Origin of the sequence: Demequina sp. NBRC 110057 (assembly GCF_002090175.1) — a bacterium.
In the GTDB taxonomy this organism is placed as follows: Bacteria; Actinomycetota; Actinomycetes; order Actinomycetales; family Demequinaceae; genus Demequina.
Genome location: NZ_BBRN01000006.1, coordinates 34,074 through 49,889 on the forward strand (window position 1 = coordinate 34,074; position 15,816 = coordinate 49,889).

Below are 15,816 nucleotides of genomic sequence, written 5' to 3' on the forward strand. Positions count from 1 at the left end.
TACGTGGCCCGTGCCGCCGGGAGGCTAGCCGCGCAGGTCCCGCCTGGCGTAGCCCGCCACCCCCACCGCGACCAGGACGGCCGCCAGCCCGGCGAGCAGGGCGAGCCCATCCCAGGCGACGCCCGACTCGAGCGGGTTGTCGTGGGCGTACCAGTGCAGGGGCGACAGCCTCGCCCAGGACGCGTAGTCGGGGTTGACGGGCAGGAACGCGTTCGCTCCCCACGCGAGGACGGCGAGCCCTCCGGTGCCCGCGGTCGCCGACTGCGCCCGGCCGGTCACGCCGCCTATCGCGAAGGCGAGCGCGCCGAAGAACCATCCGAGCGCGGCGACCATGACCCCCGCCGCGAGCACGCCGCCGTAGGACATGCCGAGCCCGCCCACGGCATTGCCGAGGGCGAAGCCCGCCGCCACGAAGACGCCCACCACCACGGGCCCGATGCCCACGGCCACGGCCTTGCGCCACGCGACCCCCGCGCGCGACACGGGCATGACGAGCAGGACCGACGAGGTGCGCCGGCGCTCCTCGCCCACGAGCGCCGCTCCCGCGTTGACCCCCACGAGGATGGTGACGAGCGGCGCGACGATCGACAGCACCTCGCCCGACAGGAAGCCCTCCGGGGTGGACATGTCCACGAACCCGATCATCGCGAGGATCGCATCGGGCATCGAGCTCACGAGGTCTCCGATGTCCGCGCCGATCGCGTTGAACAGCACCGCCACGACGAGGGACTGGAAGGCGACGAAGGCGCCGCCGATCAGCACGAGCGCCCGCACATCGGTGAGCGCCTTCGCGGCGATGCCGCGGGTCGACCCCGCGCCTGACACGAGCGCCACGGCACGGCCCAGGCGCGGGTCGGCGCGCAGACGGTCCATCAGCGGTGCCCGCACGGCGCCGGACCCGAGGTCGCGCCGGTTCACGCCCACGAAGGCGAGCGCGACCAGCACACCGGCGATAGCGAGCAGCACGAGCAGCGGCGCCCAGTCGACGCCGTTCAGCATGGGGGCGGGGCCGTTCAGCCAGTACCAGGGCGAGGCCTTCGCCACGTCCTCCCACCCGGGCACGAGCGGAAGGATTCCCGCGACGAAGAAGGACACGACGATGAGCCCCACGCTCACGGCCGATGCCATGGCCCGGTTTCCCGTCGCGGCGCCGATCGCGAGGGCGACGGCGGCGAACAGCAGCGCGACCACCACCAGGTGCACGGTGGCCGCGGTGAGGTTCACTCCCGTGAGGTCCTCCCCCGGCAGGGACGCGGCGAGCGCGTAGGACAGCGAGGCCGCGATGGCGGTGGCGACGACCACTGTCGCGGCAGCGAGCGCCTTCGAGGCCAGCAGGCGCGAACGCGAGCGCGGGGCGGCGCCGAGCACGTTCATGGTGCCGTCGACCTCCTCGCCGGCGATCGCCGCCGCTGCCATCGACACGCCCAGCCCCGCGACCACGAAGGGCCCCATGAAGTTGAACATGTTGGACAGCATCATCCCCACCACGCCGCCCTCCGAGGAGATGCCGGTGATCGAGAGGTATGCCTCCGGCATCGCCTCGATGAACTCGGCGGCGTCGTCCATGCCGGAGAACGCCGCGATGCCCATCCACGCGACGAGGAACAGCGCGACCACCCCGATCGCCGCTCCCAGCCAGCGGTCGCGCAGGGTCTTCAGATAGACCGAACGCAGCATCACGCGGCCCCCGCGGGCGCGTGCGACGGCGCGTCGGGGTCGTCCCCGGCCGCCGCGACCTCATCGCGGTAGAACGCGAGGAAGATCTCGTCGAGGTCCACCGAGGCGGACGACACCGACAGCACGTCGTGCGCCGTCGCTACCTGCAGCAGCGGGGCCATCGACCCCTCGTACTGGGCGGTCACGGTGACGCCCTCGGCCGAGGCCTCGCGCACCCCCTCCACCCCCGCGAAGGCGTCGGCGGGGACGGGCGAGGCGAACTCGAGCGTGATGCGCCTCAGCGCCTTGTCGTGAAGCTCGCTCATGCGCTCGACGGCGATGAGGTGGCCGCGCCGGATGAAGCCCACCCTGTCGGCCACCCGCTCCACCTCGGAGATGGTGTGGCTCGACAGGAACACGGTGCCCCCGGCATCGGCCGTCTCCCTCAGCAGTGCGTGAAACTCGAGCTGCACCAGCGGGTCGAGGCCCGTGATCGGCTCGTCCAGGATCACCACGTCCGGCCGATGCATGAAGGCCTGGAGGATGCCGACCTTCTGCCGGTTGCCGCTCGAGTACTCGCCCACCTTGGGCGACAGGTCGGCACCCAGGCGCTCCGCGAGGGCGTCTACCCACGCCCAGTCGACCCCGCCGCGCAGGTGCGCGAGGTACTCGAGCGTCTGGCGTCCCGTGAGGTTCGGCCACAGAGCCAGGTCGGCGGGCAGGAAGCCGATGCGGCGGTGAATCTCGACGGCGTCGCGGCGCGAGTCGAGGCCCAGGATGCGACACTCGCCCGAGGTGGGGCGGATGAGGTCGAGCAGCGTGCGAATCGTCGTGGACTTGCCCGCGCCGTTGGGACCCAGGAAGCCGAAGATCTCGCCGGGATGGATCGCGAGGCTGACGTCGTCGACGGCGGTAACGTCGCCGTAGCGCTTGGTGAGGTGGTCCACCTCGATCGACGGGGTCGCGGTCATGGTCGCTCCTTCGCGAAGACGGTTACCGCCGAGTCTGCCAGGGATACGGTCGGTAAATTCGGGACCCGGGGCTGGTCGCGCGCGAGCGAGCCGTGCCACGATGGCCTCTATGTCAGACACCTCGCCCCAGCCCACCACCGCGTCCACCAGCGAGGACACGGCGGTGAAGCCCGGGCCCGAGGAGACTCCCGCCATGGCATCGGTCGACCTCGAGGAGCCGGAAGTCGAGGGCGCCGACCTTCCCGACGACCGCTTCCTCGACCGCGAACTGTCCTGGCTCGCGTTCAACCAGCGCGTCCTCGAACTCGCCGAGGACTCGGCGACCCCGCTGCTCGAGCGCGCCCGCTTCCTCGCGATCTTCGCCTCGAACCTCGACGAGTTCTTCATGGTGCGCGTGGCCGGCCTGAAGCGCCGCATCGCCGCCGGTTTCGCGCTGCCGAGCGCCACGGGCATGAGCGCCACGCGCCTCGTCGAGATCCTCACCGACCGCGCGCACCAGCTCATGGACCGTCACGCCGCGGTGTTCGAGGAGCAGGTGCTGCCGTCGCTGAACGACCAGGGCATCCACATCGTCCGCTTCGACGAGCTCGAGGCGGGCGAGCAGGACCGGCTGCGCAAGCTGTTCCGGTCGGACATCTTCCCGGTGCTGACGCCGCTCGCGGTGGACCCCGCCCACCCCTTCCCGTACATCTCGGGGCTGTCGCTCAACCTCGCTGTCGAGCTCAAGGACCCCGACACGGGCAAGAACCTGTTCGCCCGCGTGAAGATCCCGGAGACCCTGCCGCGTTTCCTCTCGGTGGACTCCGCGGGCCACGCCGAGGCCGTCACAGATGCGACAGCCTTGGACGACGAGCCGCGCTCGTTCGTGCCGCTCGAGGACGTCATCGCGGCGCAACTCGACTACCTGTTCCCCGGCATGGAGGTCACCGACCACCACACGTTCCGCGTCACGCGCAACGAGGACGTCGAGGTCGAGGAGGACGACGCCGAGAACCTGCTGAAGGCGATGGAGAAGGAGCTGCTGCGACGCCGCTTCGGCCCTGCCGTCCGCCTCGAGGTGGCGCAGGACCTGCCGCAGCACATCCACGACCTGCTGGTGCGCGAGCTCGGGATCACCGAGCGCGACGTGTTCCTGCTTCCCGAGCCGCTCGACCTCACGGGGCTCAACGTCATCGCGGACCTCGACAGGCCGCGACTGCAGTTCCCCGCGTTCCGACCCACCACCCACCACCAGCTTGCGCCGGTCGAGACGGCGGACGAGCAGAACATCTTCGAGGCGATCCGCCGCGGCGACGTGCTGCTTCACCACCCGTACGACTCGTTCTCCACCTCGGTGCAGGCGTTCCTCGCCCAGGCGGCCGTGGATCCCAAGGTGCTCGCGATCAAGCAGACGCTGTACCGCACCTCTGGCGACTCCCCCATCGTCGACTCCCTCATCGAGGCCGCACGCAACGGCAAGCAGGTGGTCGCGCTTGTCGAGATCAAGGCGCGCTTCGACGAGCAGCAGAACATCTCGTGGGCGCGCAAGCTCGAGAAGGCTGGCGTGCACGTGGTGTACGGCCTGGTGGGCCTCAAGACGCACTGCAAGCTGTCCCTCGTGGTGCGCCAGGAGGACACAGGTCTGGTGCGCTACTGCCACGTCGGCACCGGCAACTACCACCCCAAGACCGCGCGCCTGTACGAGGACTATGGTCTGCTGACCAAGGACCCCGAGGTGGGCGCCGACCTCACCAAGCTGTTCAACCAGCTGTCCGGCTACGCGCCCAAGGCGCGCTTCCGCCGCCTCATCGTGTCCCCCATCGGGGTACGTGCGGGGCTCATCGAGCGCATCGACGCCCAGGCCGATCGCGCCCGCGCCGGCAAGGAGGCGTGGGTCAAGATCAAGGTCAACTCGGTGGTCGACGAGAAGACCATCGACGCGATGTACCGCGCCTCGCAGGCCGGCGTGAAGGTGGACCTCGTGGTGCGCGGCATCTGCGCGCTGCGCCCCGGCGTGCCCGGCCTGTCCGAGAACATCCGTGTCCGCTCCATCCTGGGCCGCTTCCTTGAGCACTCGCGCGTGTACGCCTTCGCGGGAGACGACGAGCCCGAGGTGTTCATTGGCTCCGCAGACCTGATGCACCGCAACCTCGACCGCCGCATCGAGGCGCTCATCACCATCGTCGCGCCCCAGCAGAAGGAGTTCCTGCTGGAGAACATCGACATGGCGATGTCCGACCAGGTGTGCGCGTGGGAGCTGGGCGAGGACGGCACGTACGTGCGTGAGGTGGCCGATGCCGAGGGCAACCGCCTGCACGACCTCCAGGCCGCGTACATCCGGCGCCAGCCCAAGCGCAGGGCAAAGCGCAAGTGACGGCCCACCCTCCCGGCACCGTGATCGCGGCTGGTGCCCTGGTCTGGCGCCTCCGCGAGGGCGAGCTGCAGGTCATGGCGGTGCACCGCCCCCGCTACAACGACTGGTCATGGCCCAAGGGAAAGCTCGACGAGGGCGAGACCTTGCCGGCGTGCGCCATCCGTGAGGTCGCCGAGGAGACCGGCAAGCAGGTGGTCCTGGGCCAGCCGCTTCCCACCCTGCGCTACCCCACCGGGGGAAAGACCAAGGTGGTGAAGTACTGGGCGGCCCAGGTCGCATCGTCCGCCTCCGCCCCCGCCGTGGCGGCCCGTCCCGCGGTGAAGAGCGCCTCCAAGAACGAGATCGACAAGGTGCGCTGGCTGAGCGTCGACGAGGCGCGCGAGCGCATCACCTTTCCGGAGGACCTGCGCCCGCTTGAGGTGCTGGTCGACGCCTGGGAGAACGACAGGCTCGAGACCCGCGCCTTTGTGCTGGTGCGGCACGCGCGGGCCAAGCGCCGCAAGGCCTGGAAGGGGTCCGATGTCAGGCGCCCCATCACGAAGAAGGGCACCGCGCGCTCGCACGAGCTGGTGCCGCTGTTCGCCGCCTTCGGGGCGCGACGCATCGACTCGTCCCCCGCGCGCCGCTGCGTCGCGACTGTGGAGCCGTACGCCGAGGCCGCGGGCCTGGAGATCACGACGCACGACGCGCTGACGGAGCCCGGGCACGCGGAGGCGCCGCTCGCGACGGCGAAGACGTTTGTGAGGCTGCTGGGCAAGTCGGGGTCGCGGGTGGTGTGCGCTCACCGGCCCACGCTTCCCACCATCATCGAGATGATGCGCGCGGCCACGCGGCCCTACACGCGCGGCGCGCTGCCGCGAAAGAACCCGTACCTGCCGGCCGGAGGAGTCCTGGTGGCTCACGTGCTGGATACCGAATCGGGTCCACGGGTGACGGCGATGGAGACGCACCTGCTCCACGTGCACCCGTAAGGACCGCCCTCAGCTCTTCGCCCGCTGCTGGCGGTAGATACACGACGGGGAATCGTGCGGCGCGCGCGCTTCGCGGTCGATTCTGGGCGACAAGCGCGGCGCGACGTCCCTCAAGGAAGGGGGCGGACACCGGGGCGGGAGCGCCAGTCGGCGCGAAGGCCGCTCGAGGCGGCTGATGTTGGAGCCCGGGGCTACCGCGCCCCGATGTCCTGTCTCTACTCTACGTCGGCGACGGCGGGTTTGTTCCCGGCGCGGGGTGCTGGCCGGTGTGCCACCGAGAATCGACCGCCAGCACCGGCCGATGCCCTCATCGCCGCCGTGTATCTACCGCCAGCACGCGGGGATGGGTTGAGCGGGGTCGGCGCCTTAGTCGAGGCGGCCTTCGTTCCACATCGCCGCGCACCGCTCGAGGTCCTCGCCGGTGCGCAGAAGCTGCGACGCGCGCATGGCGGTCTGGTGGGCGCGACGGTCGTGGATGCCGTCGTCCGACTCGGCCTCGAACGCGGCGCCCGTCGCGACCACGCGGCAGAACGCCCCTGCCCGCTGCAGCGCGACGGCGAGGTCGCCCGAGAAGACGCCGGACAGCACTGAGTCGGCGAGGGTCTGCACCTCGCGCGGCCCCGGCGGGTCCTCCACCCCGGCGATCGCGTGCCGCACGTGCGCGGCGTTCACGCCGTGGTGGTACGACCGCGCCACGGCATCGGCGTCATGCTTGACCCACTCGCGCAGCATGTAGATACGCCACAGGGCGCCGGGCAGCGTGTGCGCGCCGGCCTTCGACCACATCATCGCGACGGTGTCGATGCCCTCCTCGTCGACCAGGCGCACCAGGCGCTGGGTGAGCTCGGGGTCCGATGCCTCGCGCGCCTTGGACACGAGCGCAAGCGCGGTCTCGTGGGCGATGAGCCCGCGGTCGGCGGGGTCGATGTCGCCCTCGATCTGCTCGGCTTCCTCCATGTCGAGCATGGCGGGCCGGCGGAACCGTGGCACCGCCAAGGTCAGGACTCCTGGGGCGCGGAACCCGCCGCGTCCTCGAAGGTCAGCGAGACCGAGTTGATGCAGAAGCGGTCGCCGGTGGGCGTCTGCGGGGCGTCGGGGAAGACGTGTCCCAGGTGCGAATCGCAGGTGGCGCAGCGCACCTCGGTGCGGATCATGCCGAGCGAGAGGTCCTCGCTGAGGTTGACCGCGTCGTTCTCGGCGGTGAAGAACGACGGCCAGCCGCAGTGGGAGTCGAACTTGGTGTCGGAGCGGAACAGCTCGGCGCCGCACGCGCGGCAGCGGTAGACGCCGTCACGGGTGTTGTCGAGGAGTTCGCCGGTCCAGGGCCGCTCGGTGCCTGCCTCGCGGAGTACCTGGTACTCCTCGTCGGACAGCTCGGCGCGCCACTCGGCCTCGGACTTGGTGATCTTGGCAGTCATTGCGCTCTCCTTCTAGGGGACATGAAGGGAACCCGCCCGGCGGGCGCTCCCGTGGGGGCTCGCGCTCGGCGCGGGGCCCCCACAGGGTACGCGACCCCGGTCACACGCGACGCCCGGCCAGCTGAGGGGGGGATCGGCCGGGCGTCGCGCGGTGTTTGACCTGAGTCGCCCATGCGGCTCACGCCGTGACGGGTTCACATGATCAGACGCGTCCCCGCCAGATTTTGTTCCCGCTGCGCCCCGATTGTCGCGACAGCAGGGCCGATGCCCGGGCCGGGATCCCGGCCACCGCGCCACCCGGGTGCGCCGCGACACCCGCGTCGCGACCCCCGTCGACGTCGCCAAAGAAAAGAAATTGTGCGCGCACGAAAATCGGTCAGCTCAGAGCAGTGGCAACCAACACCCCAGGCAGATCGACGATAAGGCAGACCTATCCCCAACAATGGAGTTTCGTAATTGATTTGCACACGCCCATAGATCTTTAATAATAAATGTAGCGAAAAGCCATTTCTGGGCGTAGCGTCGCAGGCATCGGACCACCACCAAGGGAGTCGCCATGGCCACGATGATCAAGCTGCCCATCGTCTCGTCCTGTTCTGTCGAGACCTGCGGGTTCAACCACGACGGCTGCCGTGCGGGAGCCATCAACGTCTCGGGCGACCACGCCCACTGCTCCACGTACGTCGCCACCGAGGACAAGGGCGGCCACGCGGACCAGGCCGGCGTCGGCGCCTGCATGCGCACCGACTGCACCTTTAACGACGACATGGCCTGCACCGCCGAGGCCATCGAGGTGGGCGCGTCGTTCGACACCGCCGACTGCCTCACGTTCCAGGCACGCGCCTGACACGGACCGGCTGAGGGGAGACAAGGCCCGGCCTTCCACGATGGTGGGGCCGGGCCTTGCCGCGCCACGGCATCGGCCATCCAGGCGCCACGCCGCCCACCACCGGCACCCCTACCGCGTGACACACTGACGCGCATGCCCGCCCGCCCCCGCCGCATCGGCCCCCAGCAGCGCCGCGACTTCAGGGCCGGGGCCAGGGCGATTGCGCCCCTCATGCCGGGCTCGGTCGTGTTCGGCCTCGCGGTGGGCGCGCTCATCAACCTCGCGGGCTGGCCCGCCTGGATGGGCCCCTACGCGTCGGCGACGGTGTCCGCCGGCGCCAGCCAGATCGCCATCATCGACGCCCTTACCCAGGGCGCGCCGGCCGTCATTGCGATCCTCACCGCGCTGGTGATCAACGCGCGCCTCGCGCTGTACTCGGCCTCGCTCGCGCCGGTCTTCGCGGCGTTCCCCACGCGCTGGAAGCTGGTGCTGTCGTACCTGATGACGGACCAGTCCGCCGCGGTCTCGGTGCTCACTCAGGACGCGTGGCCCAACCCGGTGCGGCGCCGCTGGTTCATCCTCGGGGTCTCCGGGCCGTTCACCGGCGTGTGGATCCTCGGCACGGCGGCCGGCGCCATCCTGGGGCCCGTCATCCCGGCGGAGTGGCAGATCGGCTTCATCGTTCCTCTCATGTTCATCGCCGTCCTGGTGCCCGCGCTGCGCACCCTCCCCGCGGTCGCCGCCACCGGCATCTCCATCGCCGTCGTGCTGCTCCTGAAGGACCTCCCCTACGGGCTGAACGTGCTCGCGGGGGCAATCGCGGGCATCGGCCTCGCGTCGTTCATCCCGGACAGGGCCGATGCCGGCGGGGCTTCCGGTGGCGGCTCGCCCGAGGCGGTGGCCGAGTGATCACCGCGTTCGTCGTCTTCACCGTCGCCGCGATCGGCACGTACCTGATCCGCCTGTCAGGGGTGTTCCTGCTGGGCGGAGACAGGGAGCTCCCGCCGCGCGTGCGCACGGCGCTGTCGCTCGTGGCGCCGGCGGCCATGGGGGCGATCATCGCCAACTCGCTGCTGCTCGACGAGGGCGACTGGAGGGCCTTCGGCCCGTGGCACCTCGCGGCGCTGGTGGCCGTGGGCGTGGCGCTCTGGAAACGGTCGATGGGCTGGACGCTCTCGGCCGGGGCCGTCGCCTTCGCGGCGCTACTGCTGGCAGGCGCGTAGCGCGCCACATTCTTGAGTCAACCCGTTGACACAGCGGTGAGTCAATGGGTTAACTCATAGGCATGTCGGACAAGATCACCTTCACCCTTCACGAACTCGTCGCGGAGGTCGACGCCCACGCGGACCAGATCCTGCGCGCCCGCTACGGCATCACCGGCAGCCAGTTCGTGGCGCTCGCCGTGCTCGCCGACGTCGAACCGACCGACATCACCCGGCTGGCCGCCTGCCTGGGCGTGACGAAGGCCGCCGTGTCCAAGCGGGTCCCCGGCCTGGTCGAGGCCGGCTGGGTCACCACACGTCAGGAGCCGGGCCAGGGACGCCGCGTCATCCTCGAGCTCACCACCACTGCCAGGGAGCTGGTCGCCACGGCCGGGCCCGAACTCGACGCCCGGTTCGCCGCGCTCGTGTCTCACCCCGACGCCGAGGGAATCGACCTCGTGGCGCTCAACGACCAGCTCGCCACGCTCACCCGCATCCTGCGAGAGAACGGAGCGGAGCAGTGACCCGCATCGCCGTCATCATCGGACACCCCCTGCCTGGAAGCCTCAGTCACGCGCTGGCCGCGGCCTACGCCGAGTCCGCGAGCGCCGCCGGCGCCGAGGTCCGCACCATCGACCTCGCGGACCCGTCGGCCGCCACCGCGCACCCGACCACGCGCGCGCAGCTGCGCCACCCGGATGCGGGAGGCGGCGAGCTCGACCCGGCCGTCGCATCGGCCATCGACACCGTCGACTGGGCGGACCACCTGGTGTTCGTCTACCCCGAGTGGTGGGGATCGGCCCCCGCGGTGCTCAAGGCGTTCGTCGACCGCGTCTTCCTGGCGGGCTTCGCGTTCCGCTACCGAGGCGACGGGCGCGGCTGGGACAAGCTGCTGACCGGCCGCACCGCGCGCATCCTCCACACCATGGACTCGCCGCGGCGGTGGAACCGCTGGGTCTACCGCGACTCGTCCCTGTGGTGGCTGCGCCGAGCGACGCTCTGGTACTCGGGGGTCCGCACCGTCGGCACCACGGTGCTCACCCCCGTGCGCGGCTCGTCCGCCGCCACCCGCGAACGATGGATCGCGGCCGCGGCCCGCGCGGGCAAGGCCGATGCCGCGCGCACCTCGCGTACGGAACGCCGCGCGAAGGCGAGCGTGCGGACGTAGTCTCGACCGCATCGGCCCTAGCCACCGGAGGCACCCATGCCCGAGTTCCTGCTGTCCGTCCTGCACGACTACGCGCACCTGGAGATGCCCGAGGGCGACGAGCTCGAGGCCATGTACGCCTCCGTGGGCGCCTTCAACGAGGAGCTTCAGGCCGCGGGCGGGTGGGTCTTCGCCGGGGGTCTCGAGGGTCCCGAATCGGCCGCGGTGGTGGACGCCACTGGCGACACCGCCGTCATCACCGAGGGCTGCGCCAATCCGTCCGCACCCCAGATGGGCGGGATGTGGGTGATTGACGTCGCCGACCGCGAGGCGGCGCTCGACTGGGCAAGGCGCGGCTCGCACGCGTGCGGCGCGCAGGTCGAGGTGCGCCCCTTCCAAGGGGTGTGACCGTCCGGGCACTCGGTCCCGGGACGGTGACCGCGGCACTGCTACCGTCGCGGACATGAGTGCTCACCGCCCGCTCGACTCGGGACCGCCGCAGGCGCACGGGTCCATCAGCGAGGACACGGTGCGGGCACTGCTCGCCGCACAGCATCCCGACCTCGCGGACCTGCCGCTCGGCGAGAGGTTCGACGGCTGGGACATGGCAGTGTTCCGCCTGGGCGAGGACTACTCGGTGCGGCTACCACGGGTCGAGGCCGCGGTGGGGCCGCTCGAGACCGAGACGCGGCTGCTCGCCGAACTGGGCCCCGGCTGGGACTTCCCCCACCCTCAGGTGGTGCGCGCGGGAGAACCGGGCGAGGGCTACCCCTGGCCCTGGCGCATCGTGAACTGGATGCCGGGAGACACCACCGACCTCCTTCCCCTGCCGGCCGATGCCGGTGCGGCCCTGGGCCGGGCCATCGCCGACCTTCACCAGGTGGCGCCAGGCGATGCGCCGTACAACCCCGAGCAGTCGCTCCCCCTCGCTGAGCGCCAAGCCGACTACGACTACTCGCTCGGGCGGCTGGCCGATGCGCGCGGACCCTTCGGCGAGACCCTTCGCCTCGACGTGGTGGAGCGGATCTGGGCCGAGGCGCTCGAGGCGCCCGATCCCGGCGAGGCGGTGTGGTCGCACGCGGACCTGCACGGGTCCAACGTGCTGGCCATCGGCGGCGTGTTCGCGGGCATCATCGACTGGGGAAAGATGGCCGCCTGCGACCGCGCGGTTGATCTGGGCTTCCTCTACACCGTGCTGCCCCGCGACGGCGTCATCACCGCGATCAACACCTACGTGGAGATCACCAGCGTCGACGACCCAGGCCTCGAGGCGCGACTCCACGGGGTGGCGCTGACGAAGGCCCTGCTGTGGGCGACCCTCGACCGGCCTGTGAACGTAGGGATGGCATGGCGGGCACTCGCGGAACTCGGCGCGAGCACGCCCGCGTAGGATGACCGGCGGGCCTCTAGCTCAGTTGGTAGAGCAGCGGACTTTTAATCCGTAGGTCGTGGGTTCGAGCCCCACGGGGCCCACTACGGCGTACCGCGTATCGCGAGGACTACGAGCGCCGACACTTTCTCGCGCTCGCCGACCGATGGGCCGAGGCGTCCAAGCTTCGCACCTTCGTTGCCGCGATGACGGCCGGGTCTGGCCATGCCGGGTCGGAGTGAACCGCCGACGTGGACGCCGCGATCGCACGGATGGCGACCTTGGCGGATTCGCTCGACCCGACGACACACCCCGCGTCAGCGCCTTGCAAAGTGCCGGAGTCGAGACCCGATGACCTCAAGCCGTTCCTCGGGGGCCTCAGCCCGTACCGACCGAGCAGCGGGTGGTGACGAGGAAGGACGGAGCCGATGGTTCCTCTCTGCTCTCGGCCACGTCACCTCTGCCCCGCGCATTCACGGCATTGGAGGTTATTGACCTGGAGGGACACATCCCGCGCGAACCGGTGCGACTCCCGAGCGCCGTCAGAGCGCCGCAGTAGGCTGACGATCACGTTCCGGGAACGCACATCCATCTTCAACCGCCCAGGATGGAGCAACAGTCGTAGTTGAGGAGACGCCGATGACGCCTTTCGCCATGCAGGAACTTCAGGTGTTCTTCTCCGACGAGGGCGACCTGGCTGCAGGATGCTGGGACCGCGACTCCCACGTGATGCGCGCGGCGGTAAGTGAGCACCGCCGCGACTTGCTCGAGCTCACTGCCGGCGTTCTTGCTCCCCTCGCGCCCGACCACGTTGCGGCGGTGATCCGCTGCTACGACGAGAAGGTCTACGCAGCGCGAGACAGCGACAAAGCAACGGTCTCGCGCGCGCTCCTCATGCGACCGAGCACCCGTGAGCGCCTCACCGCATGGCAAAACCGCACAGGCATCGGTGCAAGCAGCGCCGAGGACCGGTGGTTCACACCCGTACGCGAAGTCCTGGACCTCGTGCCGCGCATTGTCGGCGACGACATCGGTGACGCCTCGGAGAGCGATATGAAGTCGGTCTACCGCGAACTGGGGCGACTCTCGGGCCCCTTGAACACCCAATCCACTGACGAAGACCCATTCGAGGACTGGCTCAATGCGCTGTCACTCGTTGGCACGGCCACCTTCCAGTCGCGTCCAGACTTTGATCCCTCCACTCTCGAACCCATTCCTTACTGGAACGCGCGCCGCATCCAAATCGCGGTCGGCCTCGCACAAGATGCCCGCGCTGACGCAGCGAAGAATTTCCGGCTCGCCCACCCCGAGACTCCGCTTCCGGTAGACCAGGAGCGCCTCGAAGCGGAGGTCGTCTTTCGACGAGCCGAGCGACAGCGCATCCGCATGCGTGCGCTCGACGCCGTCGCAATACTCATGGACCCGATCCTTTCGGCGGCGGAGGCACTCACCGCCCGCATGGAAGCCGAACGCACCGCCGCCGCGACGCTGAAGGCGACATCGCGGATTGCGGTTCCGCACCCGGGCGCACTTCCTTACGGTGCATCTCCTCGGGGCGCAGAATTGTGGGTGAGAGACCTGCTTCGCCACCTGGGCGCGACGGAGGCCGAGGTCACACAGCAGTCTTCTGACGGCGGCGTGGACGTCATCTGCAAGGACCATCTCGTCAGCGTCAAGCACTACTCCGGAAGCGTGCCGGTCGAGGAGGTCCGCGAGATCTTCGCCGTCGCAACCCTGGAGGGAAAACTCGCTGCGATGTGGACCTCTGGCGCGTTGACATCAGCTGGCGTCGAGTTCGCCGAAAGAGCGTCAATCGCGGTCGTGCACTACGACATCGAGACGGGGACCCACGAAGCCGTCAACAGTGCGGGCCTCGTCATGCTCGCCGAAGTCGCACACGGCTAAGCGTCGCGGGCGGGCGAGCGGGCACCACATTGGCTGCCGCCGCGAGGCCCGCGCAGTTCGCCGAATCAGGTCGAGCCGGCGGCGCGAGTTCGGCGACTCGACGTCAACACGAGTCGGCGTCGTCCGGCCGGAGTGGGAGCGTGTGGTGGATGGCACGCGCGCGCTGTGCACAGTGCACGGCGTGTCACGCGCGGCAGTCCAACTTACCCACAGGCGACCCTCATCGTTGTGGGTGAAGTGTGGGTAAATCTGTGGATGAAACACACCATCTAGTGGTGGCATCCGGGCGCACCCCCCAGATATAGTGGCAAATGCCTGGCGAGGGGTCCTTGCGACACCGAGCCGGGTGGCCTCAAATGCACAGCGAGCCCGGTCCCCGGACTTGCTGGGGATCAGGCTCGAGGGCACCTAAAACTTCGCGGGTAGAAGGTGGTCTCGATCCTAGTCCCACGCATGGGGTGCTTGTCGACACGAACTTCTGTTGCAGGTCACGCCGCGAGGTCCCAATTGGACACTAGGGAAGGGAGCTTCGGACAATGTCGAAGCCCATCTACAGGCCGGGCCAGAGCGCTCCGGCATCGGGACAGTACGAGCAGGTCGGCCCTCGCGGGGGCCGGACCGGCGTGGAGCGGACGGTCGTGAAGAACGAGCCGCTGCCCCCCACCCCGCACGCGGGCATGGGATACCAGTTGGTGGACCGCACGAAGACGGGCGGCCGCTGATGCCGCGCGGGATCGTGGTGGCGTGTCCTCACTGCCGCACGCAGTACGGCCCGTTCAGCCGCATCGGCGGCGTCTTCGAGTGCTCGCGCTGCGGGCGTTCGTTCCGCGTCGGGTAGCGCGCGGTTCGTAAATCGGCGGGGCTCCACTGCGTCAGCGGTGGAGCCCCGCCCCACATGTGAGCCGCTCCCGTTGGACCACGCCCCGAGGGCGGGGGCCGTGTCGAGCGAGATCCAGACTGCGCGCTGAGACTACGCCGGGGACCAGCAGTGTCAGTCGCCTTCTCGATACTGGTCGCGCACGGACTTCGTGGGCCGTGCCTGACTAGGAGACACAGATTGATTACCAAGACCGATCTGGACTGGTGGCGGGGCCTCGTGGCGGAACTCGACTGGGCGTTCGCGACGACCTACGCGGAGGGCGCACCGCATGAGTACGTGATCCCCGACAAGACGCCCGGGTTCTCGAAGGCGGACTGTGTGCGGGCGGCGCGGGTGATCCGCACCTTCGGCGAGCCGGCAAAGTTCTACAAAGCGACGAACATCTACCTCGCCCTTGACGACGGATGGAAGTACTTCCCGCTCGATAGAGACGTCCGCGATACGGGCATCATCAACCGCGGCCGCGCGGAGCACGTCTACGGCGCTCAGAACCATCCCAGGACGTATTCGGGGGTTGCATCGCCGTACGACGCCTACGCATCGCACTGGGACTCCGACCACGGCATGACCGACGACGAGCAAGCAAAGACAGCGAACCTCATGCGCGAGGTCTTCGGGTCTAAGCTGTGGCGCACCTTGGACATCGGCTGCGGCACCGGACTGCCGCTCGATCTCGGCCTCGCCGAGCCAGTCCGTTACGTCGGCATCGACCCGTCGAGCGCGATGCTCAACGAGCTCGTGTGGAAGCACAAGCACCTCGACGGAGTGCAAGCGATGACGTACTCCGAGGCCGAGCGTCGCCGAGTGCTGTGCGGAACCCAATTCGACACGGTGCTGGCGCTCGGCGGCTCGGCGTCCTACCTGACGCCCGTCGAGATCGGCATGCTTCGACGACGCGCGAAGAAGGCCGTGCTGCTCATGCACTACGCGCCTGGAGAGGCTCCCATCACGAATGACCTGCCCGCTGCTGAGGATTCGCTCGCGACGGCTTCGGCTCTCGGCGAGCAACGCCGCATTGGCCGCTTCGTGGCGACCGTGATTCCGGCGTAGCCGTCCGGCACGCAGTGCGTACATGAGCTTCGTGCGGAGGTTCCGCGCCGCGTTGGATGCGGCGC

At 69.6% G+C, this 15,816-nt stretch carries 16 protein-coding genes and 1 tRNA gene; 13 read left to right on the forward strand and 4 right to left on the reverse strand.

The window, feature by feature from the left end; translation table 11 throughout:
- Positions 1–24: 24 nt before the first annotated feature.
- Together B7K26_RS10935 and B7K26_RS10940 are read right to left on the reverse strand one after the other, a co-directional pair.
- Positions 25–1,677 carry an ABC transporter permease subunit gene (locus B7K26_RS10935; RefSeq protein WP_084079250.1) on the reverse strand — a complete coding sequence of 551 codons (1,653 nt, stop codon included), beginning with the start codon at positions 1,675–1,677 and terminating at the stop codon, positions 25–27.
- Complete coding sequence (locus tag B7K26_RS10940; protein ID WP_084079251.1) at positions 1,677–2,627, reverse strand: ABC transporter ATP-binding protein; 951 nt, start codon at positions 2,625–2,627, stop codon at positions 1,677–1,679. Before B7K26_RS10940 ends, B7K26_RS10935 begins: the two co-directional genes overlap by 1 nt.
- 100 nt (positions 2,628–2,727) lie before the next feature.
- Here B7K26_RS10940 and B7K26_RS10945 point away from each other — a divergent pair, with 100 nt between their 5' ends.
- Complete coding sequence (locus B7K26_RS10945) at positions 2,728–4,980, forward strand: RNA degradosome polyphosphate kinase (protein ID WP_143340684.1); 2,253 nt, start codon at positions 2,728–2,730, stop codon at positions 4,978–4,980.
- Positions 4,977–5,951, forward strand: coding sequence for an NUDIX hydrolase (locus B7K26_RS10950; RefSeq protein ID WP_234998798.1), 975 nt, complete (start codon positions 4,977–4,979; stop codon positions 5,949–5,951). The genes B7K26_RS10945 and B7K26_RS10950 overlap by 4 nt, the downstream gene beginning before the upstream one ends.
- A 366-nt stretch (positions 5,952–6,317) precedes the next feature.
- Here the strand turns inward: B7K26_RS10950 and B7K26_RS10955 are convergent, their stop codons facing one another.
- Positions 6,318–6,917 (reverse strand): hypothetical protein, encoded by a 600-nt coding sequence (locus B7K26_RS10955; protein ID WP_084079571.1) that lies wholly within the window; start codon positions 6,915–6,917, stop codon positions 6,318–6,320.
- A 32-nt stretch (positions 6,918–6,949) separates the two neighbouring features.
- Positions 6,950–7,369 (reverse strand): peptide-methionine (R)-S-oxide reductase MsrB, encoded by a 420-nt coding sequence (gene msrB / locus B7K26_RS10960; protein ID WP_084079252.1) that lies wholly within the window; start codon positions 7,367–7,369, stop codon positions 6,950–6,952.
- A 556-nt stretch (positions 7,370–7,925) separates the two neighbouring features.
- On the opposite strand from msrB, the gene B7K26_RS10965 reads away from it, so the two are divergent.
- From B7K26_RS10965 to B7K26_RS11015, 11 genes are all read left to right on the forward strand, one after another.
- On the forward strand, positions 7,926–8,216 hold the full coding sequence (locus tag B7K26_RS10965) for a DUF1540 domain-containing protein (protein ID WP_084079253.1): 291 nt from the start codon (positions 7,926–7,928) through the stop codon (positions 8,214–8,216).
- Between the two features lie 135 nt (positions 8,217–8,351).
- The gene (locus tag B7K26_RS10970) at positions 8,352–9,107 is read left to right on the forward strand and encodes an AzlC family ABC transporter permease (RefSeq protein ID WP_084079254.1); all 756 of its coding nucleotides are present in this window, start codon (positions 8,352–8,354) and stop codon (positions 9,105–9,107) included.
- A complete protein-coding gene (locus B7K26_RS12970; RefSeq protein ID WP_159449681.1) occupies positions 9,104–9,421 on the forward strand; it encodes an AzlD domain-containing protein in 318 nt (105 codons plus the stop codon). Before B7K26_RS10970 ends, B7K26_RS12970 begins: the two co-directional genes overlap by 4 nt.
- Before the next feature lie 62 nt (positions 9,422–9,483).
- Entirely contained in the window at positions 9,484–9,924 is a 441-nt protein-coding gene (locus tag B7K26_RS10980) for a MarR family winged helix-turn-helix transcriptional regulator (RefSeq protein WP_084079255.1), read from the forward strand.
- Positions 9,921–10,568 (forward strand): NAD(P)H-dependent oxidoreductase, encoded by a 648-nt coding sequence (locus B7K26_RS10985; protein ID WP_084079256.1) that lies wholly within the window; start codon positions 9,921–9,923, stop codon positions 10,566–10,568. Before B7K26_RS10980 ends, B7K26_RS10985 begins: the two co-directional genes overlap by 4 nt.
- A 36-nt stretch (positions 10,569–10,604) precedes the next feature.
- Positions 10,605–10,955, forward strand: a complete 351-nt coding sequence (locus B7K26_RS10990; protein WP_084079257.1) for a YciI family protein — start codon at positions 10,605–10,607, stop codon at positions 10,953–10,955.
- Between the two features lie 55 nt (positions 10,956–11,010).
- Positions 11,011–11,937, forward strand: a complete 927-nt coding sequence (locus B7K26_RS10995; protein WP_084079258.1) for a phosphotransferase — start codon at positions 11,011–11,013, stop codon at positions 11,935–11,937.
- A gap of 10 nt (positions 11,938–11,947) precedes the next feature.
- Positions 11,948–12,020: transfer RNA gene (locus tag B7K26_RS11000), tRNA-Lys, on the forward strand.
- Between the two features lie 535 nt (positions 12,021–12,555).
- Positions 12,556–13,821, forward strand: coding sequence for a restriction endonuclease (locus B7K26_RS11005; protein ID WP_084079259.1), 1,266 nt, complete (start codon positions 12,556–12,558; stop codon positions 13,819–13,821).
- Between the two features lie 536 nt (positions 13,822–14,357).
- On the forward strand, positions 14,358–14,543 hold the full coding sequence (locus B7K26_RS11010) for a hypothetical protein (RefSeq protein WP_084079260.1): 186 nt from the start codon (positions 14,358–14,360) through the stop codon (positions 14,541–14,543).
- Between the two features lie 335 nt (positions 14,544–14,878).
- On the forward strand, positions 14,879–15,751 hold the full coding sequence (locus tag B7K26_RS11015) for a class I SAM-dependent methyltransferase (RefSeq protein WP_084079261.1): 873 nt from the start codon (positions 14,879–14,881) through the stop codon (positions 15,749–15,751).
- Positions 15,752–15,816: the final 65 nt, after the last annotated feature.

Bases quoted from the DNA above. Each gene is read 5' to 3' on its own strand.
- B7K26_RS10935 (WP_084079250.1), bottom strand. From the start codon at position 1,677: ATGCTGCGTTCGGTCTATCTGAAGACCCTGCGCGACCGCTGGCTGGGA.
- B7K26_RS10940 (WP_084079251.1), bottom strand. From the start codon at position 2,627: ATGACCGCGACCCCGTCGATCGAGGTGGACCACCTCACCAAGCGCTAC.
- B7K26_RS10945 (WP_143340684.1), top strand. From the start codon at position 2,728: ATGGCCTCTATGTCAGACACCTCGCCCCAGCCCACCACCGCGTCCACC.
- B7K26_RS10955 (WP_084079571.1), bottom strand. From the start codon at position 6,917: ATGCTCGACATGGAGGAAGCCGAGCAGATCGAGGGCGACATCGACCCC.
- msrB (WP_084079252.1), bottom strand. From the start codon at position 7,369: ATGACTGCCAAGATCACCAAGTCCGAGGCCGAGTGGCGCGCCGAGCTG.
- B7K26_RS10965 (WP_084079253.1), top strand. From the start codon at position 7,926: ATGGCCACGATGATCAAGCTGCCCATCGTCTCGTCCTGTTCTGTCGAG.
- B7K26_RS10970 (WP_084079254.1), top strand. From the start codon at position 8,352: ATGCCCGCCCGCCCCCGCCGCATCGGCCCCCAGCAGCGCCGCGACTTC.
- B7K26_RS10980 (WP_084079255.1), top strand. From the start codon at position 9,484: ATGTCGGACAAGATCACCTTCACCCTTCACGAACTCGTCGCGGAGGTC.
- B7K26_RS10990 (WP_084079257.1), top strand. From the start codon at position 10,605: ATGCCCGAGTTCCTGCTGTCCGTCCTGCACGACTACGCGCACCTGGAG.
- B7K26_RS10995 (WP_084079258.1), top strand. From the start codon at position 11,011: ATGAGTGCTCACCGCCCGCTCGACTCGGGACCGCCGCAGGCGCACGGG.
- B7K26_RS11005 (WP_084079259.1), top strand. From the start codon at position 12,556: ATGACGCCTTTCGCCATGCAGGAACTTCAGGTGTTCTTCTCCGACGAG.
- B7K26_RS11010 (WP_084079260.1), top strand. From the start codon at position 14,358: ATGTCGAAGCCCATCTACAGGCCGGGCCAGAGCGCTCCGGCATCGGGA.